We start from the raw sequence: 20,594 nt of genomic DNA, 5'->3' as shown, positions 1-20,594 counted from the left end.
AAGACAACTTGCCTGTTTCTTAGGTAACCTTGGTATCTCTGTCCCAAGAGATAGAAAATCTGAATTCAGACCTGCTATTCTTCCTCCTGAATGGCAAAAAGCTGATGAATCTTTCCAGGACTTTATCCTTAACCTCGTTCTCCAAAGCTACTCCCCCCAATAAAATCAAAGCCCTCTTGCAATCTATGAAACTCCCCTACTCCCCAGAACAAATAGAAGAAATTAAAGAAGAATTGTATAACCAAGCCAAAGAATTAAAAACCAAAGAATTGCCAGAAAATTTGTTTGCTATGTTTATAGACGCTTATCATGGTAGTGTTTCATTAATTGTGTCTAAATTTTAGGGGTAAGGGCTCTCTCCTGGCAAAAATGATAAAGTTAAACTCAAAATTAAGAAAGAGGTTAGAAGGTTTATTTACACTACGAATCAGTTAGAGAGGCTAATGAAGGGAGATCTTGATAAGGGCTAAGGTGATAGAGGTATTTTCAGATGTGGATTCAGTTTACAAGGTGGTATATTTAGTATTGTTGCATGTTGGAGGATATCTAATTTTAGGAGGAAGGCTTCTTACCCCCACATTGGTAGACACAATTAAATAAACACTATAGCCGTCCTCTCAAAGCATCATGCATCTGTAAGCAGAAAAGGAAAGTCAAATCGTAGACCGTTAAAGGTAATACTACGTTTATTTTCAAGTAGGTAGTTTTTCATCGATTGACCACCTAAATGTTGACAACAGGTAGTTTAAGAATAAAATTTATGCTATGCAGGAGCTATTCTTTTACCTTGGGAGCAGGGAGGTCGAAAATTCTCGGACTCTGATATTTTTTAAAGCCTTTATTTTTAAATCAATAAATATATGCGAGAAAAACTTTTAGAACTCTCAATCCTTTTTATTAGCGTTATTAAGTGGGTATTTTTTGCGGTCTGTATAGGAATCTTGGTAGGTGTTTCTACCACTGTATTTCTCAAATCTTTAGACTTTGGGATAAGTTTAGCCCAAAAGTTACCTTATTACTATCTTCTCCTTCCATTAGCCTTATTAGTTAGCACCTTAATTATTCATTATCTCGCTCCTCAAGCTAAAGGTCATGGTACAGAAAAAGTAATAGAAGCTGTGCATAAGTTTTCAGGCAAAATAAATCCTCTTGTGGTCCCGATAAAATTAGTAGCCACAATCATTACTATCTCTTTCGGAGGATCCGCTGGTAAGGAAGGACCTGCCGCACAAATAGGGGCTGGATTGTGTTCAATCTTTTCTGATTTACTAAGATTTAATGAATCAGATCGAAAAAAACTGGTAATATGTGGTATCAGTGCTGGATTTGCTACGGTGTTTGGAACACCTATCGCAGGTGCTATATTTGGTGTAGAAGTTTTATTTGTAGGGACTATGCTTTATGATGTCTTATTACCCTCATTTGTGGCCGGTATTATAGGATATCATGTCTCTTCCTCCCTTGGGATTACCTACTTCCATGAACCATTAAAAGTTGTCCCTACGTTTACCAGTTTATTTTTTATAACAGTCTGCTTTAGCGGAATTTTTTTTGGACTTATCTCGCTTCTTTTTATAGAAACCTTCCGTTTTTTTGAAAAGATTAGCAAAAATTCAAAACTAAATCTGTTTTCTAAACCCATCATAGGTGGTTTAATTCTTATAGTCCTTACGTTTATATTTTCTGAAAACTACCTTGGTCTTGGACTTGAGACGATAAAAAAAGCCATCGAAGGTGAACACATCTCTCCTATAGCCTTTATGTTAAAAATTCTGTTTACTTCTATTACCCTAAACTTCGGGGGTAGCGGAGGAGTTGTTACCCCTTTGTTTTTTGTAGGAGCAACTGCAGGTAACACATTTGGAATCCTTTTTGGACTTGACAGATCCTTATTTGCCTCTATTGGAATGGTTAGTCTTTTAGCAGGGGCAGCCAATACTCCTATCGCTGCAAGCATTATGGCGGTAGAACTCTTCGGTCCCCAAATAGCTCCCTACGCGGCTCTCGCTTGTATCATCAGCTTTTTAATAACAGGACACAGAAGCATCTACCCCAGTCAAGTCTTAGCTATGGCAAAATCTACCTCACTTTCCATAGAAAAAGGAAAAGAACTAAGAGAAATAATAGAAATCATCTATCAACCAAGACCAAAAAGCCTTTCTGCTATTCTTTTTCAATTAATAAAAAAATTTTTTAACAGATCATAGCCATCTTTTTTCAACAGCCAATATAATGCCAATATAATCTTTCATAGTGTTTATTTAATTGTGTTTAGCCCGATGGGGTAACAAATCGTCCTCCTAAAATCAGAATTTTCTTCTCCTGAATCCAAGTAAACTTCTATCCCTCTATTTCACGTTCATCTCAGACAATACCAATACAACTACCTTTCCCCCGAGAAAAACCCCTTACCTCCTTAAAAATTAAAATTATGTATCACACACAATTAACTGAACCACCACCGATTTTTTTCCTGATAAGTGATCTAATTTATCAGATACTATATTTTACGAAGAAGCTTTTCATAAAATTTGTCATAAAATAAAAGCTTGGGGCTGCGTAAGTGCAGCCCCAAGCTTTATGCCTATGCTTCTGACTACTCAGAAAGATGTTTCATTGCTTCTGATTTTAATGAAGGAGAATCTTCGTTCTCTTTATAAGGTTGGATCTCTCCTCTAAATATCTTTAGCCATACCCTTATAGAGTCCATTACAATCAGTATAACCAACAAAATCATTACCGCAGAAAGCACGGCAAGTAAATATTTTTGTTTAGGAAGATAGTTGTTAACTATATTTTGATAGCCAGCAACGATGGTGGTTATTAACAAAAAGGTCATAGGAATGAGAGTTACCCATATATATTTTGCTTTACCAAGCCTTAAAAGATAGGTTGTAGTAACTGCAAATGCCATCCCAGCAAGAAGCTGGTTATTTACTCCAAAAAGTGGCCATATGGTAGCTATCGTTCCTGTATAAAGAAGATATCCCCAGCAAAATGTAAATATCCCACTTGTAAAGATTACCCCTGGCCACCATGTGTAATCTCTTAGCTTTGGATAAAACACCCCTCCTAACTCCTGCATTAGATATCTTCCCACTCTTGTTCCTGCATCGATAAGGGTAAGTATAAAAAAGGCCTCAAACATAATTGCAAAATGATACCAGTAACTCATCAAATGTCTTAGCCCACCTATCCTTGAAAAAATATCAGCCATTCCTACTGCCAAAGATACCGCTCCACCTGGACGACCTGCAAGCTCTTCCCCTACTAAAGCAGAAAGATAAGGCAGATCTTGAACCTGCATCCCAAGTTTTTTAAAAGCTTCTGGAGCACTGTTTATGGCAAAATAGTCTGCTGTAGGAAGTACGGTAGCAGCAATCAAGGCCATTAAAGCTACAAATCCTTCTACAAACATGGCACCATATCCAATCACTCTTATATCTTTTTCATTTTCCAGCATCTTAGGTGTAGTTCCTGATGAAACAAGGGAATGGAAACCTGAAATGGCTCCGCAAGCTATGGTGATAAACATAAAAGGCCAAACCTTACCTGGTATAACAGGACCACCACCTGCCACAAACTGAGTAACTGCAGGCATTTTAATTAAAGGATTTACAAGTATCACCCCAATAGCAAGTAAAAACATCGTTCCGAACTTCATGTAAGAACTCAAATAATCTCTTGGAACAAGAAGTAACCAAACAGGTAAAACAGCTGCCAAAAATCCATATACTGGAACTATTACAGAAAGTGTCTTTTTATCAAGAGTAAAATAAGGTGCTAAACTTGATTCTTTAATTACAGGACCAACCACAACCGCTAAGATAATCAATATCACACCAATAATACTTGCTTCTACGACCTTACCTGGCCTTAACCATTTAAGATAGATACCTATAAAAATAGCGATCGGTATGGTTACTCCAACTGTGAATGCTCCCCAGGGACTATTATACAAAGCATTCACAACCGCGATAGAAGCACCAGCTAAAACGATAATTAACAAAAATAAAGTAGCAACAAGCACAAGCCAGTAAGATACCGGTCCAACTTGGGCTTTAGCAATTTCGGCAAGAGACTTACCGTTATGCCTTACTGAGGCAAAAAGCACCACCATATCATGTACAGCACCAGCTACCACACACCCGATCAAAATCCATAAAAAACCAGGTAAATAACCAAATTGTGCAGCTAACACAGGTCCAATTAAAGGCCCTGCGCCAGCTATCGCTGCGAAATGGTGCCCAAAAACAAGCCAACGATTGGTAGGGACATAGTCTCTTCCGTCATTTAAAATAGTAGAAGGAGTAGGTCTTTTGGGATCCAAAGAAAGAACTTTCGCAGCAATAAATGCACTGTAAAACCTATAGGCAAGCACAAAAACACACGATAAAATCACCACCAGTACAAGTGCCTGCATCTTGCACCTCCTTTTTAGTTTTTTAACGCAAATAAACAAGAAAATTCTAAGTCTATTTTGACAACCGATTAAAATTAATCCGCTATAGGATGCTTATGACTTTACCTAAGGTTAATTTGTCCTTAAATGTGATTGAATTTTAACAAAAAATTTTTATTTTAATAAAAAGAAGGGGAGGAGATCTATGGGAATTAGGCAAGCTCTATTTTATCAAAAGGTAGATGAAAAAAAGGTTCGATGCATGCTATGTAACCATCGGTGTGTAATACCAAACAATTCTGTAGGTCTTTGTGGGGTTAGGAAAAACGAAGAGGGAGTTTTATATTCTTTGGTATATGGGAAAATTGTGGCACAAAATTTAGACCCCATAGAAAAAAAGCCCCTCTATCACTTCTTACCAGGAACCTGGAGTTATTCTATTGCCACGGTGGGATGTAATTTCAGGTGTAGTTTTTGCCAAAACTTTGAAATCTCTCAATATCCCCATCTTTACAACGCTATTATTGGAAAAATAGTTTCACCTAAAGAAATCGTAGAAAGAGCTTTAAAAGAAGATGCCAAAAGTATTTCCTATACATATACAGAGCCTACCATCTTTTTTGAGTTTGCTTACGATTGTGCTAAATTAGCTTCTAAGCATGGTATCAAAAACGTGTTTGTTTCAAACGGCTACATGACTAAAGAGGCCATAGATTACATCAGCCCCTATTTGCATGGAATAAACGTAGACCTGAAATCTTTTAGAGATAGCTTCTATCGAAAATTTTGCAAAGCCAAACTTCAACCTGTATTAGACAACCTAAAATATCTTAAACAAAAAGGTATCTGGGTAGAAATCACTACCTTGATCATCCCAGGAGAAAACGATGATCCTTCTGAGCTTAAAGACATAGCCCATTTTATAAAAACCGAGCTTGATGAAAACACCCCCTGGCATCTTTCAAGGTTTTATCCTCAATATCAGATGCTTGACAAAGATTTTACCCCTGTAGAAACCTTGCAAAAGGCTTATGAAATAGGAACAGAAGCTGGGTTAAACTACGTATACATAGGAAATGTCCCAGGAAATCCTTATGAAAATACCTATTGTCCTCGATGTCAGACCCTTTTGATAGAAAGAAAGGGCTTAAGAGCCTTAAGGATTCAGTTAGAAAGTGACGGTGTATGTCCTGTTTGTGGATTTATTATTGCAGGGGTATGGAGCTAAAGGGTTAATCTTCTTCTTAGCTGACCACAAGCTGCAGAAATATCAAGTCCTTTGCTCTTTCTTACGGTGGTAAGGATGCCATGGTCTAACAAAAACCTTTGAAAGGATTCTATCCTTTCTTCTTCTGGTCTTTCAAAGGGTAGCTCAGGGTGGGGATTATAAGGAATAAGATTGATTTTAATAGGGAAACCTCTGAAAAGGTTTACCAACTCTTTGGCATGCTGGAGACTATCATTTATTTCTTTTATAAGAATATATTCTATGGTAGTGCGTCCGTTTTTTATCCTAGGGAAAGTTTTGATAGTTTCTAAAAGGTCTTTAAGAGGATACTTTTTAGCTACAGGTATAAGACTTTTTCTTAAGTCATCATTTGGGGCATGAAGAGAAATAGCCAAAGCAGTAGGGAAGTCTTCTGCCAGCTTTTTAATCTTCTTTACCAACCCTACAGTAGAGACCGTTAACCTTTTTTTAGAAACATTAAACCCCAAAGGATGGGCAAGGATCTTTAAAGCTTTTATCAAGTTTTCGTAGTTAGCTAAAGGCTCTCCCATACCCATAAAAACAATGTTTCTTAAAGGAAGCAAACTATTTATTTCCTTAAGATACAGACGTGCTATAATCACTTGAGAGATTATTTCATAGACCTCTAGATTTCTTTTAAAACCTCCTTTAGCCGTAAGACAAAACTTACACCCCATCGCACATCCTACCTGAGTTGAGACACAAAGGGTATAATGGTCTCTTTCAGGGATGACCACCGTCTCTATGATCTCACCATCCTGTAATTTTAGAGCGAATTTGGTAGTTCCCTCTAGATCTGAAATCTTTTCAACTACTTCTGGCAACTCAAGAGTAAAGGTTTCTGCCAATTTTTTTCGTAATACCTTAGGAAGGTTTGTCATCTGGTCAAAATCAATGGCTTCTTTACAAGTAATCCAGTGAAAAATCTGTTCTGCACGATATTTAGGCTCACCAAGATGTGAGATCAAAACCTCTATTTCTTCTAAGGTATAGTTTCTTAAATTAAGCTTTTCCATGGTTAAAGTTCTAAGGGTTTTACCAAATATACGGTATCTAATTTGTTTAATTCCTCCAGGGCTTCTGCTGTAGGAGGCTGGTCTAAGCTAAGAAGGATCACGTTAGTCTGTTTCATCGGGTCCTGACCAACATACATCCTTGATATGTTAAGGTTGTGTTTGCCTAAAATAGTTCCTATTTGTCCTATCACCCCTGGTTTGTCTTCATTAAAAATATAAAGCATATGCCCTTCAGGTAAAGCATCTAACCTAAAACCATTTATCTTAACTATACGTGGTTCCTTTTTACCAAAAAGAGTTCCTTCTACGATGGTAGTACCTTCAGTGTGGATAACCTTGAGGCTAATAAGCGAGGTAAAATCTTCTGCCATCTCTATTTTAGATTCTATTACCTTGATGTCTCTTTCTTTAGCCCTGATAAGGGCATTTACATAGTTTACGTCCTCTTTTAAGAAGGGGTAAAGAAGTCCTTTTACCAAAGCTATGGTAACCGGTCTTACGTCTAACTGTGAAATCTCTCCTCTATAGCTTATTTCTACCTCTTTGATAGCCCCATCAGTAATCTGTGTAGCTAAAAGCCCCATTTTTTCTGCAAGAGTAATGATAGGACCTATAATCTTAAGGGTTTCAGGACTAATCGATGGCACGTTAACCGCATTTCTTATGATACCTTTTGTCAGGTAATCAGCTACTTGTTTAGCTATTTCTACAGCTACTACCTTTTGAGCCTCAACTGTAGAAGCTCCAAGATGTGGAGTTCCGATAAAATTTTCTAAAGTTAATAAAGGATGATCAGGGTCTATAGGTTCTTTTTCAAAAACATCAAGGGCTGCCCCAGCTACCTTACCAGACACCATAGCCTTATACAATGCCTCTTCATCTACTATTCCACCTCTTGCACAGTTGATAAGATAAACACCATCTTTCATCAAGGAGAAAGCTTTTTCATCGATCAAATGATAGGTCTCTTTGGTTAAAGGCGTATGGATGGTGATAAAATCTGCTCTTTTAAACAACTCCTCTAAGCTAACCAGTTCTATCCCTTTTTTCTCAGCAGCTTCAGGGGTTACAAAGGGGTCATAGGCTATAACCTTCATCTTAAGTCCTAAAGCTCTTTCTGCTACAATCCCCCCTATCCTTCCTAAACCTATGATACCTAAAACTTTATTATTCACCTCTACCCCTATAAACTTTTTCTTTTCCCATTTCCCAGCTTTTATAGAGGCTACTGCCTGAGGGATTTTTCTTGCTAAAGCAAAAAGAAGGGCTAAAGCATGTTCTGCTGCTGCTAAACTGTTTCCTCCTGGAACATTCATCACGACTATACCTTTCTCGTTGGCTGCCTGAAGGTCTACATTGTCAAGCCCTGTACCTGCTCTACCTATTACTCTAAGTTTTTTTGCCCTTTCTATAACCTCTTTGGTTACCTTAGTAGCACTTCTTATAATAAGACCTTCTACCTCACCGATCAGGTCTAAAAGTTCCTCATAAGGCAAACCAGGTTTATAGATAACCTCTAACCCCTGTTCTTCAAGAATCTTTATACCTTCTTCAGAAAGTGAGTCAGAAATAAGGACCTTCATTTTCACCTTTCCTCCTTTTAATATTTTTAAAAATATCTATGTTTTAAGTGTTCAAAGATAACCTTTTCAGCTGCCTTAACACCAGCCCCTAACTCTACTTGATAACCAAAAAGATTTAACCCTACCTCTAAAGCCGAAATAGCTACAAGCAAGTCAAACAGACTCTGATCCCCCATGTGGGTTATCCTTATGATCTTTCCTTTTAAATGATCCTGTCCCCCTGCAAAAATAATCCCTAATTTGTTTTTAAGAAAATTTATAAGTTCTCCTGTTTTAACTCCCTCAGGAACCTCTATCACCGTTAATGATTCCGAAGGCACCTCTGGAAAAATCTTAAGTCCTAAGGCCTTTACTGCTTCTCTACAAGCATTAGCTTGCACTTGATAATGTTCAAAAAGCGCTTTCAGACCTATCTCTTTTATTCTTTGTAAAACCACCCTCAAACCTAAAAGAAGGCTTACGGCTGGGGTAAAAGAAGTTGTATCCTTTTCATAGGCTTTTTTTTCTTTTTTTAAAGAAAAATAATACTTAGGTAAGGTAGATTTTTCCGAAAACTTTTCAGCCTTTTCAGAAAAGGCTATAAAAGAAAGCCCTGGTGGAAGGCTTAAAGCCTTTTGAGAGCCTGTGATCACTACATCAATCCCCCATTCATCCATAGGTAGGTCAAACACCCCAAGGCCAGTGATAGCATCAACTACTATCACAGTCTCTCTATTTTTAGTAAGCTGTGCTATTTCTTTGACAGGGTGTTTAACCCCTGTTGAGGTTTCACAAGCCTGAAGTAGAACCCCCTTGATGTCAGGATGCGAGTTTAAAACCTCTTCTACTTGCTCGGGTTTTACCGCTTTACCCCAGGGTAAGTCTATTACCAAAGGATTTAAACCAAAAGTTTTCGCAAGTTCGAACCAACGTTGCCCGAACTTTCCTGCAGAAACTACCAACACTTTGTCTCCAGGAGAAAAAAGGTTTAAAATAGCTGCCTCCATCGCACCAGTACCAGAAGAAGCAAAAAAATAAACGTTATTCTTTGTCTGAAAAAGATATTTTAGGTTCTCTCTTATCTCTTTTAAAATTTCAGAAAACTCTGGTAGTCTATGATGGGTCATCGGCTGAGCCATCGTCAAAAGGGCCTTAGGAGGAACAGGAACCGGACCAGGGGTGAAAAGATATTTTTTAGCTAAAAATTCCATATAAACCTCCGCTTAAGTTAGTCTTTAATTTTACAAAATTTAATTTTATTAGTATTATGCTAAAATACAACCCAAACCTTAAATTTCTATGTCTAAAATTTCAAAATTCTTTATACCTGAAGGTGTTTTTACCTGGACTTCATCTCCTATCTCTTTTCCTATCAAAGCTTTAGCTATAGGAGAATTGACGGAAATAATGCCTTGAGAAGGGTCTGTCTCATAAGGACCTACTATCTTATAAACCACTATCTCATCGGTGTCTAAGTTTAAAAGTTTTACCTTAACCCCGAACTGTACTCTTTCAGGTGCTTTGGTCAAAGGAGGTATTACTTCGGCATTGGCTAAAACCCCTGAAAGCTCCTGTATCCTTCCTTCTATATGGGCTTGTCTTTCCTTAGCTGCTTCGTATTCGGCATTTTCTGAAAGGTCTCCGTGAGCCCTGGCTTCTTCAATAGCTTTGATCACCTTTCTTCTTTCAACCTTGATAAGATGTTCAAGCTCCTTTTTTATCTTTTCTAAACCTTCAGGTGTAAAAGGTATTTTATTCATTATAAATCCCCCCTTGATTTCTTAGTTTTTAGTAATGATTTAAGGTTGAGAAAACAATAAGTTTTTTAGTGTCTAAAGGCTCTTTGTCCGGTAAATTTCATGGCAATCTGATACTCATTACAGGCCTCTATAACCTCCCAATCTCTAACCGATCCCCCTGGTTGTAAGATAGCGGTAATCCCTTGTTTAGCCACCACGTCTACTGAATCTCTAAACGGTAAAAATCCGTCAGAAACCATCACCGCCCCTATCAAGCCTGCCTTCTTTTCCTTGGTCTCTTCATCTATCCTCTCTTTATCCTCCTTGGGGCGAATTCCTTTTGCTACTTCTAACTCCAGTTGTTTGTAAGGAATCCCATATTTTTCGTAGCAAAGTAAATCAGCAAACTTAGTATAGGCTTTAAAAATAGCTATCTCAGTACAACCAACCCTGTCTTGTTCTCCTGTTCCGATGGCTACGGTGCATTCATCCTTTACAAACAAAACCGAGTTAGAAGTAACCCCAAGTTCTACGGCCCAACCAAAAAGCATATCTTTAACCTCTCTTTCGTTAGGTTCTCTTAGACATCTGTACTCAACCCCATCTTTTACCGCAACCGCAGGTTTCAGATCTTCGGGACGGTTAACCTTGTTACTTTGAGAAACCTGTACTATAAGGCCCCCATCTATGAGACTTTTAAACTCTACGGTTTTATAATTTCTGTAGTCCTGAAGTCGATCCATCCGTTTAATCCGTATTATTCTTAAAGATTTTTTAGCTTTTAAAATCTCTATAGCTCCTTCTTCATATTCTGGAGCAACTACTACCTCAAAATAATTAGAAGCTATAGCCTCCGCACAAGCCTTATCTACAGGCCTGTTTAATACTACCACTCCGCCAAAAGCTGCGATACGGTCTGCCTTAAAAGCCCGTAAAAACGCCTCCTCTAAACTATTTCCATAAGCTACCCCAGAAGGATTGTTATGTTTGATGATAACACAACAAGGTTTTTCGTTAAGATACCTAATGATGTTTAAACCGCTATCGATGTCAGTAAGGTTGATTTTACTTGGGTGTTTTCCGAACTGAATAAAATCTTGTTCTCTTAAAGAAGAAACCAACCCTAAATTAGGATGAATGAATTCACACTCCCCTAAAACCAGATTTCCTGCTACCAACTCATAAAGGGCTGCTTCTTGGTCTGGATTTTCTCCATATCTTAAACCTCTCCTTTCTACCAAACCTGGTTCAACCTCTATGTCCCAGGTCCTTTTTTTGTATATCAAAGTTTGATCTCCAAAAGTTATTCTTATTTCAGAAGGGAAATGGTCTGAAACTATCGTATGGTACATTTTTTTCAAATCTTCTCCCATGCCAAAACCTCCTAAGAGATTAAATCATATAATATAAAAACTTATCTAAATTGTCAAGAAACCTTGCGTTTTAAAGACATCAAATACCTTATCATATCTTCAGCGATCCTCCAACTGGCACCAGGATCCCCAAGTAATCTTTTTAAACCCTCCAAATCTCTTTTAATCCGTTCTTGTTTGGTACGGTCTTTTAAAAGTTCAATCAAGCGGTGAACAATAATCTCCTCTTGAGTCTTCCTAAATCCTACTATTTCTGGATAAACCTCTTTTCCCAGTATAAGGTTGGGAAGACTGATAAAAGAAACTTTAACCAATCTTTTAGCCAAACTTAACATCCAATAAGGAAGAGAATAGGTAACTACTGCAGGTGTCCCTATAATGGCTGCTTCTAAGGTTATAGTACCTGAAGCTAAAAGAGCCGCGGTAGAATACTTCAAAACTTCATACTGAGTATTTTCTACCACTTTAATCTCTTTTTTGGCTCCTTCCCAGATAAAAGAATCTTTCAATCCTAAAGCCTTAACCATTATTCCCTGTACTTCAGGTACCTTTTCTTTTACCATGCGATAAACCTTTAAAAAGTGAGGAACATGTCTTTGAATTTCTTTTTCTCTACTTCCCGGAAAAAAACTTAAAATAGGTTTTTCCTCGTCTAATCCATAAATTTCAAAAAGCATCTCTTTAGAAAGATTAACCCTGATAAGGTCTAAGATAGGATGACCTAAAAAAACCGCAGGTATTTCATGAGAATGAAAAAACTCCTTTTCAAAAGGTAACACCACATAAAGTCTATCCACATATTTCTTTAAAATTTTTATCCGTCTTTTATGCCATGCCCAAACCTGAGGGGCTATATAGTAAATAACCGGATAACCCATTTCTTTAGCTAATTTTGCTATCTTAAGATTAAACCCAGGAAAATCGACCAAAACCACGGCATCTACCAATTTTTTAGCCAAAAAATCTTTAATCTTTTTATACACAAACCAGTATTTCTTTAATTCTGAAGGATTAGGTAAACCTACTAAAGCTAAAGGCTCAGCAGAAAAAAGTATATCTATCCCAAGACTTCTCATCTTGGGACCACCTATACCCACAAACTGAAAAGCTGCGTTAACCTCTTTTATTCTCTTTATCAAAAGAGAACCATAAAGGTCTCCAGACAACTCACCTGTTATGATAAAAATCTTGCAAGAAGCCTCTGAACTCATAAGAATTTTCTTAGATTTTGCTCAACCTGTTTTCTTATTTGAAACGCCAATTTTAAAGACTGTAACCCTTCCCTCCCGTCAGGGGAAAGAGGCCTTCCAGCTAAAACCCCTTCTACAAAATAAATTAACTCACTTTTCAACGGATCATCTTGCGGAAAAAGCTTTTTTTCTTGAAAGTATTCTTTGGTGTTAGGGTCAACCCGTACATAGAGAAAACTTTTCTCTAAGGTATCAACCACCGAATAAGTCCCTTTTTCAAAAATTCTCAGTCTTCTTTGTCTGCTTAAAGACAAACGGCTGGCAGTAAGGTTACAGGTAGTCCCGTCATCCAAAACCAATCTCGCGTTTACTATGTCTGGAAGGTTGGTAAAGAAAGGAGCTCCTACTGCATGTATAAACTCAACTTTTTTACCAGGTTTCAGCATAAGTACCAGGTCTAAATCATGGATCATTAGGTCTAAAATCACATCTATATCTAAATTTCTTTCAGTAAAACAGGAAAGCCTATGGGCTTCTATAAAAACCGGATTTTTTATCTTTGAAACAGCCTCTTTTACCGCTCCTTGAAACCGTTCTATATACCCTATCTGTAAAGGAACGTTTTTTTTCTCGGCAAGATTTACCAATTCCTCTGCTAAACTTAATTCGTTAGTAATAGGTTTTTCCAAAAAAACAGCTTTTTCTTTTTCTATAAAAAATTTGGCTATTTCATAATGGGTAAAAGTAGGAGTAACGATCACCACCGCATCCACTAACTCTGCTATATCTCGATAGTTAGAAAAAACTTGAGGACTTTTACCAAATTTTTTAAGTTTTTTAACTGCTTCCTGTATCTTTTCTGCATTTATGTCTACCAAAACTACCAGATCTGCCTTCTCTATCTGAGCAAGTTTCTCTGCATGAAACCTTCCTAAATGCCCTATCCCGATGATCCCTACCCTAAGCTTCTCCATCAGTTCCTCTATAGCCTACGATAGCTAAACCGTGTTTGTTAGCAAGTTCTAATGATTTTTCTTGCTGGAGAAAGAAGGTTTTCCCTGCTTCTAACGCCAAAACTTTAGCTTTAGCTTTTATCAGATTTTCTATCGTATTTAATCCTACTACCGGAAGGTCTAACCTTAAGTCTTGGATAGGTTTAGCTACTTTTATGACCACCGTATCTTCTCTTAACGTTCCTGCCCTTAAAATCGTCGCATCTGTTCCTTCCATAGCTTCTACAGAAACCGTCATCTTATTTTTTACCACCACACACTGACCTATGTCGAGAGCCCCTATTTTTTTAGCAATATAAAAGCCATATCTAATATCTTCCCATTCATCCTCATTAGGACTTCTTTTAGTTAAAACCCCCTCTGGGGTCAAAAATTCTTTTAAAAACTCAGCAGGTCCTCTTATCCTAAAGCCCTCTTTTTCTAACTCTTCGGCTACTGCCTTTAAGATGGTGTTGTCTTCTCGGTTTTTAAGACGTTTCCATAATAAAAAAGCCTTAACGTCTGGAATCCCTATTTTTAAAGCCTTACTTTTATCTAACTTTCCTAAAAACACCAGGTCTTTTACCTGCTCTTTTTTAAAAACCTTGATAAGCTTTCCCAGCTGGCCTACCCCTACCTCTTCCACCCTGTTTACTAAAGGATCAAGTCGCCTTTTTTGCTCTTTAGAAAAACAAACTGCCACTACTCTATATCCCTTTTTTTTCAAAACCTGAGCCAAAATCAAAGGAAACTCCCCCTCACCTGAGATGAGGCCTACAGAAGAGGTCTTCATAAACCTTAAAAAGCCTCTTCACCCTCAAAAGGTTTTCTACGCATAATTCCTTGACGAGAGGGATTCTCTAAAAACTTAACAAGTTCATTAACTACCGGATCTTCGTTAAAAATTTCACGCAACTCCTGAACCACCTCTTTTATCGTAGCTGGTGCGTCAAGAAAAAAACCCACGGCTTGAGAAATTTTTCTTATATCCTCTTTAGTAAAACCAGCCCTTCTTAATCCAACCAAGTTAATCCCTTGAATTTTCCCAGGGACTCCAAAAACCTTTACATAAGGAGGCACATCCTTGTCTATCCCTGTCATAGCACTTACAAAAGCATACGCCCCTATTCTGCAAAACTGATGTACTGCTGAAAAACCTCCCATAACCACTCGGTCACCTACCCTTACATGTCCTCCTAAAGTTGCGGCGTTTGCCATCACCACATGATCCCCTACCTTGCAATCATGGGCTATATGCACATAGGCCATCAAAAGACAATGATTACCTATCCTGGTAATGCCATCATCATAAGGAGTCCCTCTATGGATGGTAACAAACTCTCTGATAATATTACCGTTTCCGATCTCTACAAAGGTTTCTTCTCCTTTGTATCCTAAATGCTGAGGGTCTGTTCCAATAACCGCAGATGGACCGATTATGTTGTTTTCTCCAATTTTAGTGTTTTTTTCTATGTAAGAATATGGCTTGATGATGGTGCCTTTGCCTATAAAAACCTTTGGGCCAATATAGACGTTAGGTCCTATTTCTACACCCTCTTCTATCTCAGAAGAAGGATCTATATAGGCAGTAGGATGTATTTTAGCCATAAACTTTAGTCCTCCTCTCTCAATCCTGCAATTAACTCTGCCTCAGCCACTACTTTTTCTCCTACCTTAGCCACCGCATAGGTTTTAATAATACGTCCTTTCTTTTTAAACCCCTTGGCTTCTAAGATTAAGGTATCTCCAGGATAAACCGGATGTCTAAACCTTACCTTATCAGCCCCTGCAAACACAAAAAGCCTATCCTTATACTCTGGGAAAATAAACTTAAGTCCAGCAGCCGCTGCCTGTGCCATAGCCTCCAAAATTAAAACACCAGGCATTATGGGATTACCTGGAAAATGTCCCTGGAAAAAAGGCTCATTTATGGTTACGTTTTTTAACACCTTTATGTATTCACCTTCTTTATCAAGCTCTAAAATTTTATCGATTAATAAAAAAGGGTAGCGATGAGGCAGAAGTTCAAAAATTTCTTTGGCCTTTATTTCCATATCAAGCCTCCGTTGTAAACAATCGATTTTTATATTATCATAGAAAATCAAATCTTAAAAGAAGGGATAAAAACAAATGGCAAAAAAGTTTTCACTTCCTCAAAAAGATAAAAATGCCCTACTAAACCTACTACAGCAAGAATTCCCTATAGAAGAAAAACCTTTCGAAACTTTGGCTAAAAAATTCGACCTTTCAGAGGAAGAAATAATAGAATTTTTAAAAAACCTCCAAAAAGAAGGAATTATTCGGCATTTTGGAGCCACAGTCAACTCGATAAAATTAGGGTATTATACCTGTTTATGTGGAACTTCTATCCCAGAAGAAAGGATAAACATAGTTTATGCAATAGCAGAACTACCAGAGGTTACCCATGCCTATCTCAGAGAACATAGACTTAACTTCTGGTTTACCGTAGTCCTCCCTTCAGAAGAAACCTTACCAAACTTTATCAAAAATCTATCTGATAAATATCAAATAGAAATCAAAAGCTTTCCTATGGTAAAAAAGTTTAAAGCTAAGGCTGTTTTTACCCTCTAATCTTTTATTTCATCGCAGCTCCAGCCACTGTACCCATTACGCTGATAGGAACCTGCTCTTCTACCCCTTTGGCTGCTCTGTTAACGCTTCTAAGGGTCTTTTTAGCCTCTATATAAAGAGAATCATCTTTTAAAAGTTTACCTAACGTTCCTTCTCCTCTTTCTATCCGTGCGGTTATGTCTTTTAGGTTGGTAGATATTTGTTTTAATTCTTGGTAGAGACTGTCGTCATTGATCAGTTTCCCTAAGATCCCCTCTCCTTTTTCAAGTTTCTTTGAAACTTTCTCTAAATTAGCCACTGTTTGGGTAAGGGTTTTGTAAAGTTGGTCGTCTTTAACCAGTTTTCCAAGGGTCCCTTGTCCGCTTTCTATTTGTCTGGCTATGACTTTTAGATGATCTGTAGTCTCTTTGAGGTTTACATATAAACTATCATCTGTAACCAATTTTCCTAAACTACCTTGCCCTTTCTCTATTTTAGCGGCGATACCTTTGAAACTTTCTGAGGCTTCTTTTATGTTTGCTACTAAAATCTTTAAGTTTTGTCTACCTTCCTCAGTACCTAAAAGCTCTTTTAACCCTTCTACCGTAGGTCCGATGTTAGCCAACAGATCATCCACAGAGACTGCACTGTGAGCATTGGCTATCATACTTTCAGGCTTAAGATAGTTCTTAGAAAATCCTGGCTTTAACTCTACAAATTTATCTCCTAATACCCCATAAGTTTTTACATAAGCCTCTGCGTCTTCCTGGACTTTGTATTTACTATAGATTAAAAGTTCTACTTTAGCCTTTCCTTCAGGGGTAAGCTCTATGTTCCCTACCTTCCCTATATTCACCCCTGCCATCTCTATCTTGGCTCCTTTGGCAAGCCCTGAGACGTTTTCAAAAACCGCATAAAGCTTATAGCTATCCTTTGGAGTAAAAGCCTCTTCTCCTAACTTAAAGGTAAGATAAAGGAGGGCTAAAATACCTATAAAAACAAAAAAACCAACTTTTATCTCAGTAGAGCCTTTTACTGCCATGTTTTCACCTCCTTATAGCCTATAATAAAGCACTTCTTAGAAAGTTCTGAATAAACTCTTCTTCTGCCTGCTTAATCTCATCAGGGGTACCAAACTTTAAAATTCTACCCTGATGTAAAAAGACGATATAATCTGCAAATTTTAAAGCTAAAGCTACGTCATGACTTATGATAGCACAGGTAAGCTGGTATTTTTCTTTTATGTCCTTTATGAGTTGTAAGATCGAAACCTGTAAAATTGGGTCAAGCCCGGTGGTAGGTTCATCAAAAAGGATAACCTTAGGTTTTAAAGCAAGGGTTCTAGCCAAAGCTGCCCTTTTTTTCATACCTCCTGAAAGTTCAGAGGGGAATTTATCCTTTGAGGCAAGAAGTCCTACAGCGTCTAAAAGTTCTTCTACCTGAGAATTGATTTCTTTAGCGCTTAACTTGAAATGTTCTTTTAAAGGGAAAGCCACGTTTTCTCCCACCGTCATAGAATCAAATAAAGCTCCTTCTTGGAATAAGAAGCCTATATTTCTTCTAACCTTTTGCAACTCCTTTTCCGAAAGTTTAGTAATATCCTGGTTTTCAAACCAGATCTCTCCAGCATCAGGCTTAATTAAACCTACGATATGTTTCAAAAGAACACTTTTTCCAGTACCACTTTGTCCCATGATAAAAGTTATACAGTTTTCAGGTATAGTAAGGTCTACCCCTTTTAACACCTCAAATCCGTTAAAACTTTTTCTAAGTCCCTTGATAACTATCATCTATACCTCTAAAAGAAAAAGGTAGTTAAGATGTAATCCATCACTAAAATACCTACGGTAGAAACCACCACCGCCTCGGTAGTAGCCCTTCCAACCCCTTCAGCTCCTCCTCTTACGTTATAACCCTTATATCCACATACACTTACCAAAAAAGCTCCAAAAAAGATAGATTTTAGGATACCACTCATGATGTCTTTAAATTCTACCATGTCAGTCATCCTGGCAGTAAGTAACCCTGGGTCTATTTTTACCAAAAAAACCCCTACCACATAACCTCCGGCGATACCAATCAAATCTGCTATGGCTGTAAGTAAGGGTAAAACTAAAATAGCAGCCCAAAGCCTTGGGCTGACGAGATACTGAATTGGGTTAACAGCCATTATTTTTAAAGCATCTATCTGTTCTGTAATTCTCATACTTCCAAGTTCTGCACAGATAGCAGAACCTGCTCTTGCTACCACCACTATCGCGGTAAGCACAGGGCCTAATTCTCTGGTAAGGGTTAAAGCTACAGCACCACCCAAGATACTTTGAGAACCTACTTTGGAAAGAGCAATGTTAACCTGATAGGCTGTAACCATCCCAGAAAAAAGCGCGGTAAGAAATACTACCAAAAAGGACTTAACCCCTATAAATTCCATATGTTTAATTAAATGCTTGAGTCGAAAAGGGGGAGTAAAGAAATAAATCAAACTCTTTAGAAAAAAGAGGAAAATTCCCCCTGAATCTTCGAGAACCTTAAGAAAACCTCTTCCTAAGAACCTTAAGACGTTCATTCTAATATAGCCCCTCTTGAACTTGATTATACTAAACTATGATATTTTTTCAATACTCCTTCTAATTTTTTCTTCAAAGGTTTCCATTTCTTCTTACGTTCCTCAAGTTCCCTTTCTGAAACTTTGAGTTCAAGCTTTCTCTGGGGTATGTCTATTTCTATCAGATCTCCTTCTTTAACCAAAGCAATAGGACCTCCCTCTGCAGCCTCAGGAGACACATGTCCTATACAAGCCCCTTGAGTGCCTCCACTAAATCTTCCGTCGGTAATAAGGGCTACAGAACCACCCAAACCCATTCCTACTATGGCTGAAGTAGGAGAAAGCATCTCTCGCATCCCAGGACCACCCTTAGGGCCTTCATATCTTATGACTACAACGTCACCTTTTTTAATCTTCCCGGCTAAGATAGCCTGATAGGCCTCTTCTTCAGAGTCAAAAACCCTTGCAGGCCCTGTATGTTTTAACATCTCAGGCAAAACGGCACTGGTCTTAACCACCGCTCCCTCAGGGGCTAAGTTTCCATAAAGCACGGCGATACCACCCTCTTTATGGTAGGGACTTTCTACCGGTCTTATAACCTCTCTATCTAAAACCTCTACGTCCTTTAAAAGTTGTTTTAATGTTTTTCCTGAAACTGTTTTTACATCCAGGTGGATAAGGTTCAACTTAGAAAGTTCCTTTAAAACCGCTGGTATCCCTCCAGCCAAATGTAAGTCTACCACGCTATGGTAACCTGCTGGGATAAGCTTAGCAAGTACTGGAGTTTTTTTAGAAATTTCATCAAACACCTTCAAATCTAAGTCTACCTTAGCTTCTCTAGCTATAGCCATAAGATGTAATACTGTGTTAGTGGAACACCCAAGTGCCATATCAACGGCTATAGCATTTTCAAAAGACTTTCTGTTGATGATCTTTCTTGGAGTAATTCCTTTTTCTACAAGCTCTACGATTTTCCTTCCTGTTTCCTTGGCTAAACGGATACGGTCAGCAAACACGGCAGGGATGGTTCCGTTGCCTGGTAAAGCTATTCCTATAGCCTCGGACAAACAGTTCATCGAGTTAGCAGTAAACATTCCCGCACAAGAACCACAGGTAGGACAAGCACAACTCTCAAGTTCTTTTAACTCTTCTTCTGTCATGGCTTTTTTCTGAACCTTTCCGATGGCTTCAAACACAGAAATAAGGTTAACTTTCTGACCTTTATACAGTCCTGTAAGCATGGGGCCACCTGCTATCATAATAGAAGGAATGTTTACCCTAAAAGCTGCCATCATCATGCCAGGGGTGATCTTATCACAGCTGGTAACCAGTACCAAACCATCAAAGACATGAGCATGGGCCATGATTTCTATAGAGTCTGCGATGATGTCTCTACTTGGAAGAGAATAGCGCATCCCTTCATGGTTCATGGCGATCCCATCACAAACCCCTATAACCCCAAACTCAACAGGCACCCCACCTGCTTCTCTTACCCCGGCTTTAACTGCCTCTACGATTTGTCTTAGATGTATATGCCCTGGGATGATCTCGTTAAAAGAATTAGCAATTCCTATAAGAGGCTTGTTTAGTTCGTTGTCTGTAAACCCTAACGCTCTGAGTAAAGACCTATGGGGAGCCCTTTCTATTCCTTTTTTAATCCGATCGCTTCTCATGTTGTCCTCCGCTATTAGTGAGTATATTTGTTATTTTATTGAAATTAAACCTTGCTGTCAAGAAAAAATGTATTAAATTTTAAGAAAAATTTTTATTAGGAGGATTTCTTATGATTAAAGATGCGGTGGAACAAGCCTTAGCTAAAGTAAGACCTATGTTGCAGGCTGATGGTGGAGACGTAGAGCTTGTAGAAGTTACTCCAGAAGGAGTGGTGAAGGTTAGATTAAAAGGTGCTTGTGGTTCTTGCCCTATGTCTACCATGACCTTAAAAATGGGAATTG

The 20,594-nt window shown here is 38.1% G+C and carries 20 protein-coding genes and 1 pseudogene; 6 read left to right on the top strand and 15 right to left on the bottom strand.

All coding sequences use genetic code 11. From position 1 onward, the window contains the following. The 3 genes and pseudogenes from H529_RS12200 to H529_RS10720 all read left to right on the top strand — a co-directional run. Positions 1 to 320 (top strand): annotated as a pseudogene (locus H529_RS12200) (transposase); the annotation flags it as partial. 136 nt (positions 321 to 456) lie between these two features. Then, the gene (locus tag H529_RS11605; RefSeq protein ID WP_022856072.1) at positions 457 to 600 is read left to right on the top strand and encodes a hypothetical protein; all 144 of its coding nucleotides are present in this window, start codon (positions 457 to 459) and stop codon (positions 598 to 600) included. A 260-nt stretch (positions 601 to 860) separates the two neighbouring features. Then, complete coding sequence (locus tag H529_RS10720) at positions 861 to 2,207, top strand: chloride channel protein (RefSeq protein WP_022856071.1); 1,347 nt, start codon at positions 861 to 863, stop codon at positions 2,205 to 2,207. Between the two features lie 389 nt (positions 2,208 to 2,596). On the opposite strand, the gene H529_RS0108415 is transcribed toward H529_RS10720, so the two are convergent. Beyond that, positions 2,597 to 4,423, bottom strand: coding sequence for a carbon starvation CstA family protein (locus H529_RS0108415; protein ID WP_022856070.1), 1,827 nt, complete (start codon positions 4,421 to 4,423; stop codon positions 2,597 to 2,599). A 190-nt stretch (positions 4,424 to 4,613) separates the two neighbouring features. Here H529_RS0108415 and amrS point away from each other — a divergent pair, with 190 nt between their 5' ends. Beyond that, positions 4,614 to 5,630, top strand: coding sequence for an AmmeMemoRadiSam system radical SAM enzyme (amrS, locus tag H529_RS0108410; RefSeq protein WP_028843150.1), 1,017 nt, complete (start codon positions 4,614 to 4,616; stop codon positions 5,628 to 5,630). On the opposite strand, the gene rlmN is transcribed toward amrS, so the two are convergent. From rlmN to fabZ, 10 genes are all read right to left on the bottom strand, one after another. Further along, a complete protein-coding gene (gene rlmN, locus H529_RS0108405; RefSeq protein WP_022856068.1) occupies positions 5,627 to 6,667 on the bottom strand; it encodes a dual-specificity RNA methyltransferase RlmN in 1,041 nt (346 codons plus the stop codon). The two genes, amrS and rlmN, sit on opposite strands and share 4 nt — an antisense overlap. A gap of 2 nt (positions 6,668 to 6,669) precedes the next feature. After that, complete coding sequence (gene serA / locus H529_RS0108400) at positions 6,670 to 8,250, bottom strand: phosphoglycerate dehydrogenase (protein WP_022856067.1); 1,581 nt, start codon at positions 8,248 to 8,250, stop codon at positions 6,670 to 6,672. Positions 8,251 to 8,276: 26 nt separating this feature from the next. After that, entirely contained in the window at positions 8,277 to 9,440 is a 1,164-nt protein-coding gene (locus H529_RS0108395; protein ID WP_022856066.1) for a pyridoxal-phosphate-dependent aminotransferase family protein, read from the bottom strand. 78 nt (positions 9,441 to 9,518) lie between these two features. Beyond that, a complete protein-coding gene (gene greA, locus H529_RS0108390; protein WP_022856065.1) occupies positions 9,519 to 9,989 on the bottom strand; it encodes a transcription elongation factor GreA in 471 nt (156 codons plus the stop codon). Positions 9,990 to 10,054: 65 nt separating this feature from the next. Beyond that, positions 10,055 to 11,341 carry an AICARFT/IMPCHase bienzyme formylation region gene (locus H529_RS0108385; protein ID WP_022856064.1) on the bottom strand — a complete coding sequence of 429 codons (1,287 nt, stop codon included), beginning with the start codon at positions 11,339 to 11,341 and terminating at the stop codon, positions 10,055 to 10,057. Between the two features lie 53 nt (positions 11,342 to 11,394). Continuing rightward, positions 11,395 to 12,552, bottom strand: coding sequence for a lipid-A-disaccharide synthase (gene lpxB, locus H529_RS0108380; RefSeq protein WP_022856063.1), 1,158 nt, complete (start codon positions 12,550 to 12,552; stop codon positions 11,395 to 11,397). Further along, entirely contained in the window at positions 12,549 to 13,505 is a 957-nt protein-coding gene (locus tag H529_RS0108375) for a Gfo/Idh/MocA family protein (RefSeq protein ID WP_022856062.1), read from the bottom strand. The genes lpxB and H529_RS0108375 overlap by 4 nt, the downstream gene beginning before the upstream one ends. Then, positions 13,492 to 14,316: an LpxI family protein gene (locus H529_RS0108370; RefSeq protein ID WP_022856061.1), complete on the bottom strand. Its 825-nt coding sequence runs from the start codon at positions 14,314 to 14,316 to the stop codon at positions 13,492 to 13,494. The genes H529_RS0108375 and H529_RS0108370 overlap by 14 nt, the downstream gene beginning before the upstream one ends. Before the next feature lie 5 nt (positions 14,317 to 14,321). Next, a complete protein-coding gene (gene lpxA / locus H529_RS0108365) occupies positions 14,322 to 15,131 on the bottom strand; it encodes an acyl-ACP--UDP-N-acetylglucosamine O-acyltransferase (protein WP_022856060.1) in 810 nt (269 codons plus the stop codon). A gap of 5 nt (positions 15,132 to 15,136) precedes the next feature. Continuing rightward, positions 15,137 to 15,577: a 3-hydroxyacyl-ACP dehydratase FabZ gene (gene fabZ / locus H529_RS0108360; protein ID WP_022856059.1), complete on the bottom strand. Its 441-nt coding sequence runs from the start codon at positions 15,575 to 15,577 to the stop codon at positions 15,137 to 15,139. 76 nt (positions 15,578 to 15,653) lie between these two features. Here fabZ and H529_RS0108355 point away from each other — a divergent pair, with 76 nt between their 5' ends. After that, a complete protein-coding gene (locus tag H529_RS0108355) occupies positions 15,654 to 16,115 on the top strand; it encodes an Lrp/AsnC family transcriptional regulator (RefSeq protein ID WP_022856058.1) in 462 nt (153 codons plus the stop codon). 4 nt (positions 16,116 to 16,119) lie between these two features. Here the strand turns inward: H529_RS0108355 and H529_RS0108350 are convergent, their stop codons facing one another. From H529_RS0108350 to ilvD, 4 genes are read right to left on the bottom strand one after another with little or no spacing between them, the layout of a single operon-like run. Continuing rightward, positions 16,120 to 17,136 (bottom strand): MlaD family protein, encoded by a 1,017-nt coding sequence (locus tag H529_RS0108350; protein ID WP_022856057.1) that lies wholly within the window; start codon positions 17,134 to 17,136, stop codon positions 16,120 to 16,122. A 19-nt stretch (positions 17,137 to 17,155) separates the two neighbouring features. Next, positions 17,156 to 17,884: an ABC transporter ATP-binding protein gene (locus H529_RS0108345; protein WP_022856056.1), complete on the bottom strand. Its 729-nt coding sequence runs from the start codon at positions 17,882 to 17,884 to the stop codon at positions 17,156 to 17,158. Positions 17,885 to 17,892: 8 nt separating this feature from the next. Further along, positions 17,893 to 18,660, bottom strand: a complete 768-nt coding sequence (locus tag H529_RS0108340) for an MlaE family ABC transporter permease (protein WP_022856055.1) — start codon at positions 18,658 to 18,660, stop codon at positions 17,893 to 17,895. A 26-nt stretch (positions 18,661 to 18,686) separates the two neighbouring features. Continuing rightward, a complete protein-coding gene (gene ilvD / locus H529_RS0108335; protein WP_028843149.1) occupies positions 18,687 to 20,312 on the bottom strand; it encodes a dihydroxy-acid dehydratase in 1,626 nt (541 codons plus the stop codon). Positions 20,313 to 20,422: 110 nt separating this feature from the next. Here ilvD and H529_RS0108330 point away from each other — a divergent pair. Continuing rightward, positions 20,423 to 20,594: NifU family protein (locus H529_RS0108330; RefSeq protein WP_022856054.1), on the top strand; the 172-nt coding region annotated here is incomplete at its 3' end.

This window comes from Thermodesulfobacterium thermophilum DSM 1276 (genome assembly GCF_000421605.1).
In the GTDB taxonomy this organism is placed as follows: Bacteria; Desulfobacterota; Thermodesulfobacteria; order Thermodesulfobacteriales; family Thermodesulfobacteriaceae; genus Thermodesulfobacterium; species Thermodesulfobacterium thermophilum.
The sequence above is the reverse complement of the archived record's forward strand: the minus strand, read 5'-3'. Positions and strand labels throughout refer to the sequence as shown.

Coding starts and splice junctions, on each gene's coding strand:
- H529_RS10720 (WP_022856071.1), top strand. CDS start 861: ATGCGAGAAAAACTTTTAGAACTCTCAATCCTTTTTATTAGCGTTATT.
- H529_RS0108415 (WP_022856070.1), bottom strand. CDS start 4,423: ATGCAGGCACTTGTACTGGTGGTGATTTTATCGTGTGTTTTTGTGCTT.
- rlmN (WP_022856068.1), bottom strand. CDS start 6,667: ATGGAAAAGCTTAATTTAAGAAACTATACCTTAGAAGAAATAGAGGTT.
- serA (WP_022856067.1), bottom strand. CDS start 8,250: ATGAAGGTCCTTATTTCTGACTCACTTTCTGAAGAAGGTATAAAGATT.
- H529_RS0108395 (WP_022856066.1), bottom strand. CDS start 9,440: ATGGAATTTTTAGCTAAAAAATATCTTTTCACCCCTGGTCCGGTTCCT.
- greA (WP_022856065.1), bottom strand. CDS start 9,989: ATGAATAAAATACCTTTTACACCTGAAGGTTTAGAAAAGATAAAAAAG.
- H529_RS0108385 (WP_022856064.1), bottom strand. CDS start 11,341: ATGGGAGAAGATTTGAAAAAAATGTACCATACGATAGTTTCAGACCAT.
- lpxB (WP_022856063.1), bottom strand. CDS start 12,552: ATGAGTTCAGAGGCTTCTTGCAAGATTTTTATCATAACAGGTGAGTTG.
- H529_RS0108375 (WP_022856062.1), bottom strand. CDS start 13,505: ATGGAGAAGCTTAGGGTAGGGATCATCGGGATAGGGCATTTAGGAAGG.
- H529_RS0108370 (WP_022856061.1), bottom strand. CDS start 14,316: ATGAAGACCTCTTCTGTAGGCCTCATCTCAGGTGAGGGGGAGTTTCCT.
- lpxA (WP_022856060.1), bottom strand. CDS start 15,131: ATGGCTAAAATACATCCTACTGCCTATATAGATCCTTCTTCTGAGATA.
- fabZ (WP_022856059.1), bottom strand. CDS start 15,577: ATGGAAATAAAGGCCAAAGAAATTTTTGAACTTCTGCCTCATCGCTAC.
- H529_RS0108355 (WP_022856058.1), top strand. CDS start 15,654: ATGGCAAAAAAGTTTTCACTTCCTCAAAAAGATAAAAATGCCCTACTA.
- H529_RS0108350 (WP_022856057.1), bottom strand. CDS start 17,136: ATGGCAGTAAAAGGCTCTACTGAGATAAAAGTTGGTTTTTTTGTTTTT.
- H529_RS0108345 (WP_022856056.1), bottom strand. CDS start 17,884: ATGATAGTTATCAAGGGACTTAGAAAAAGTTTTAACGGATTTGAGGTG.
- H529_RS0108340 (WP_022856055.1), bottom strand. CDS start 18,660: ATGAACGTCTTAAGGTTCTTAGGAAGAGGTTTTCTTAAGGTTCTCGAA.
- ilvD (WP_028843149.1), bottom strand. CDS start 20,312: ATGAGAAGCGATCGGATTAAAAAAGGAATAGAAAGGGCTCCCCATAGG.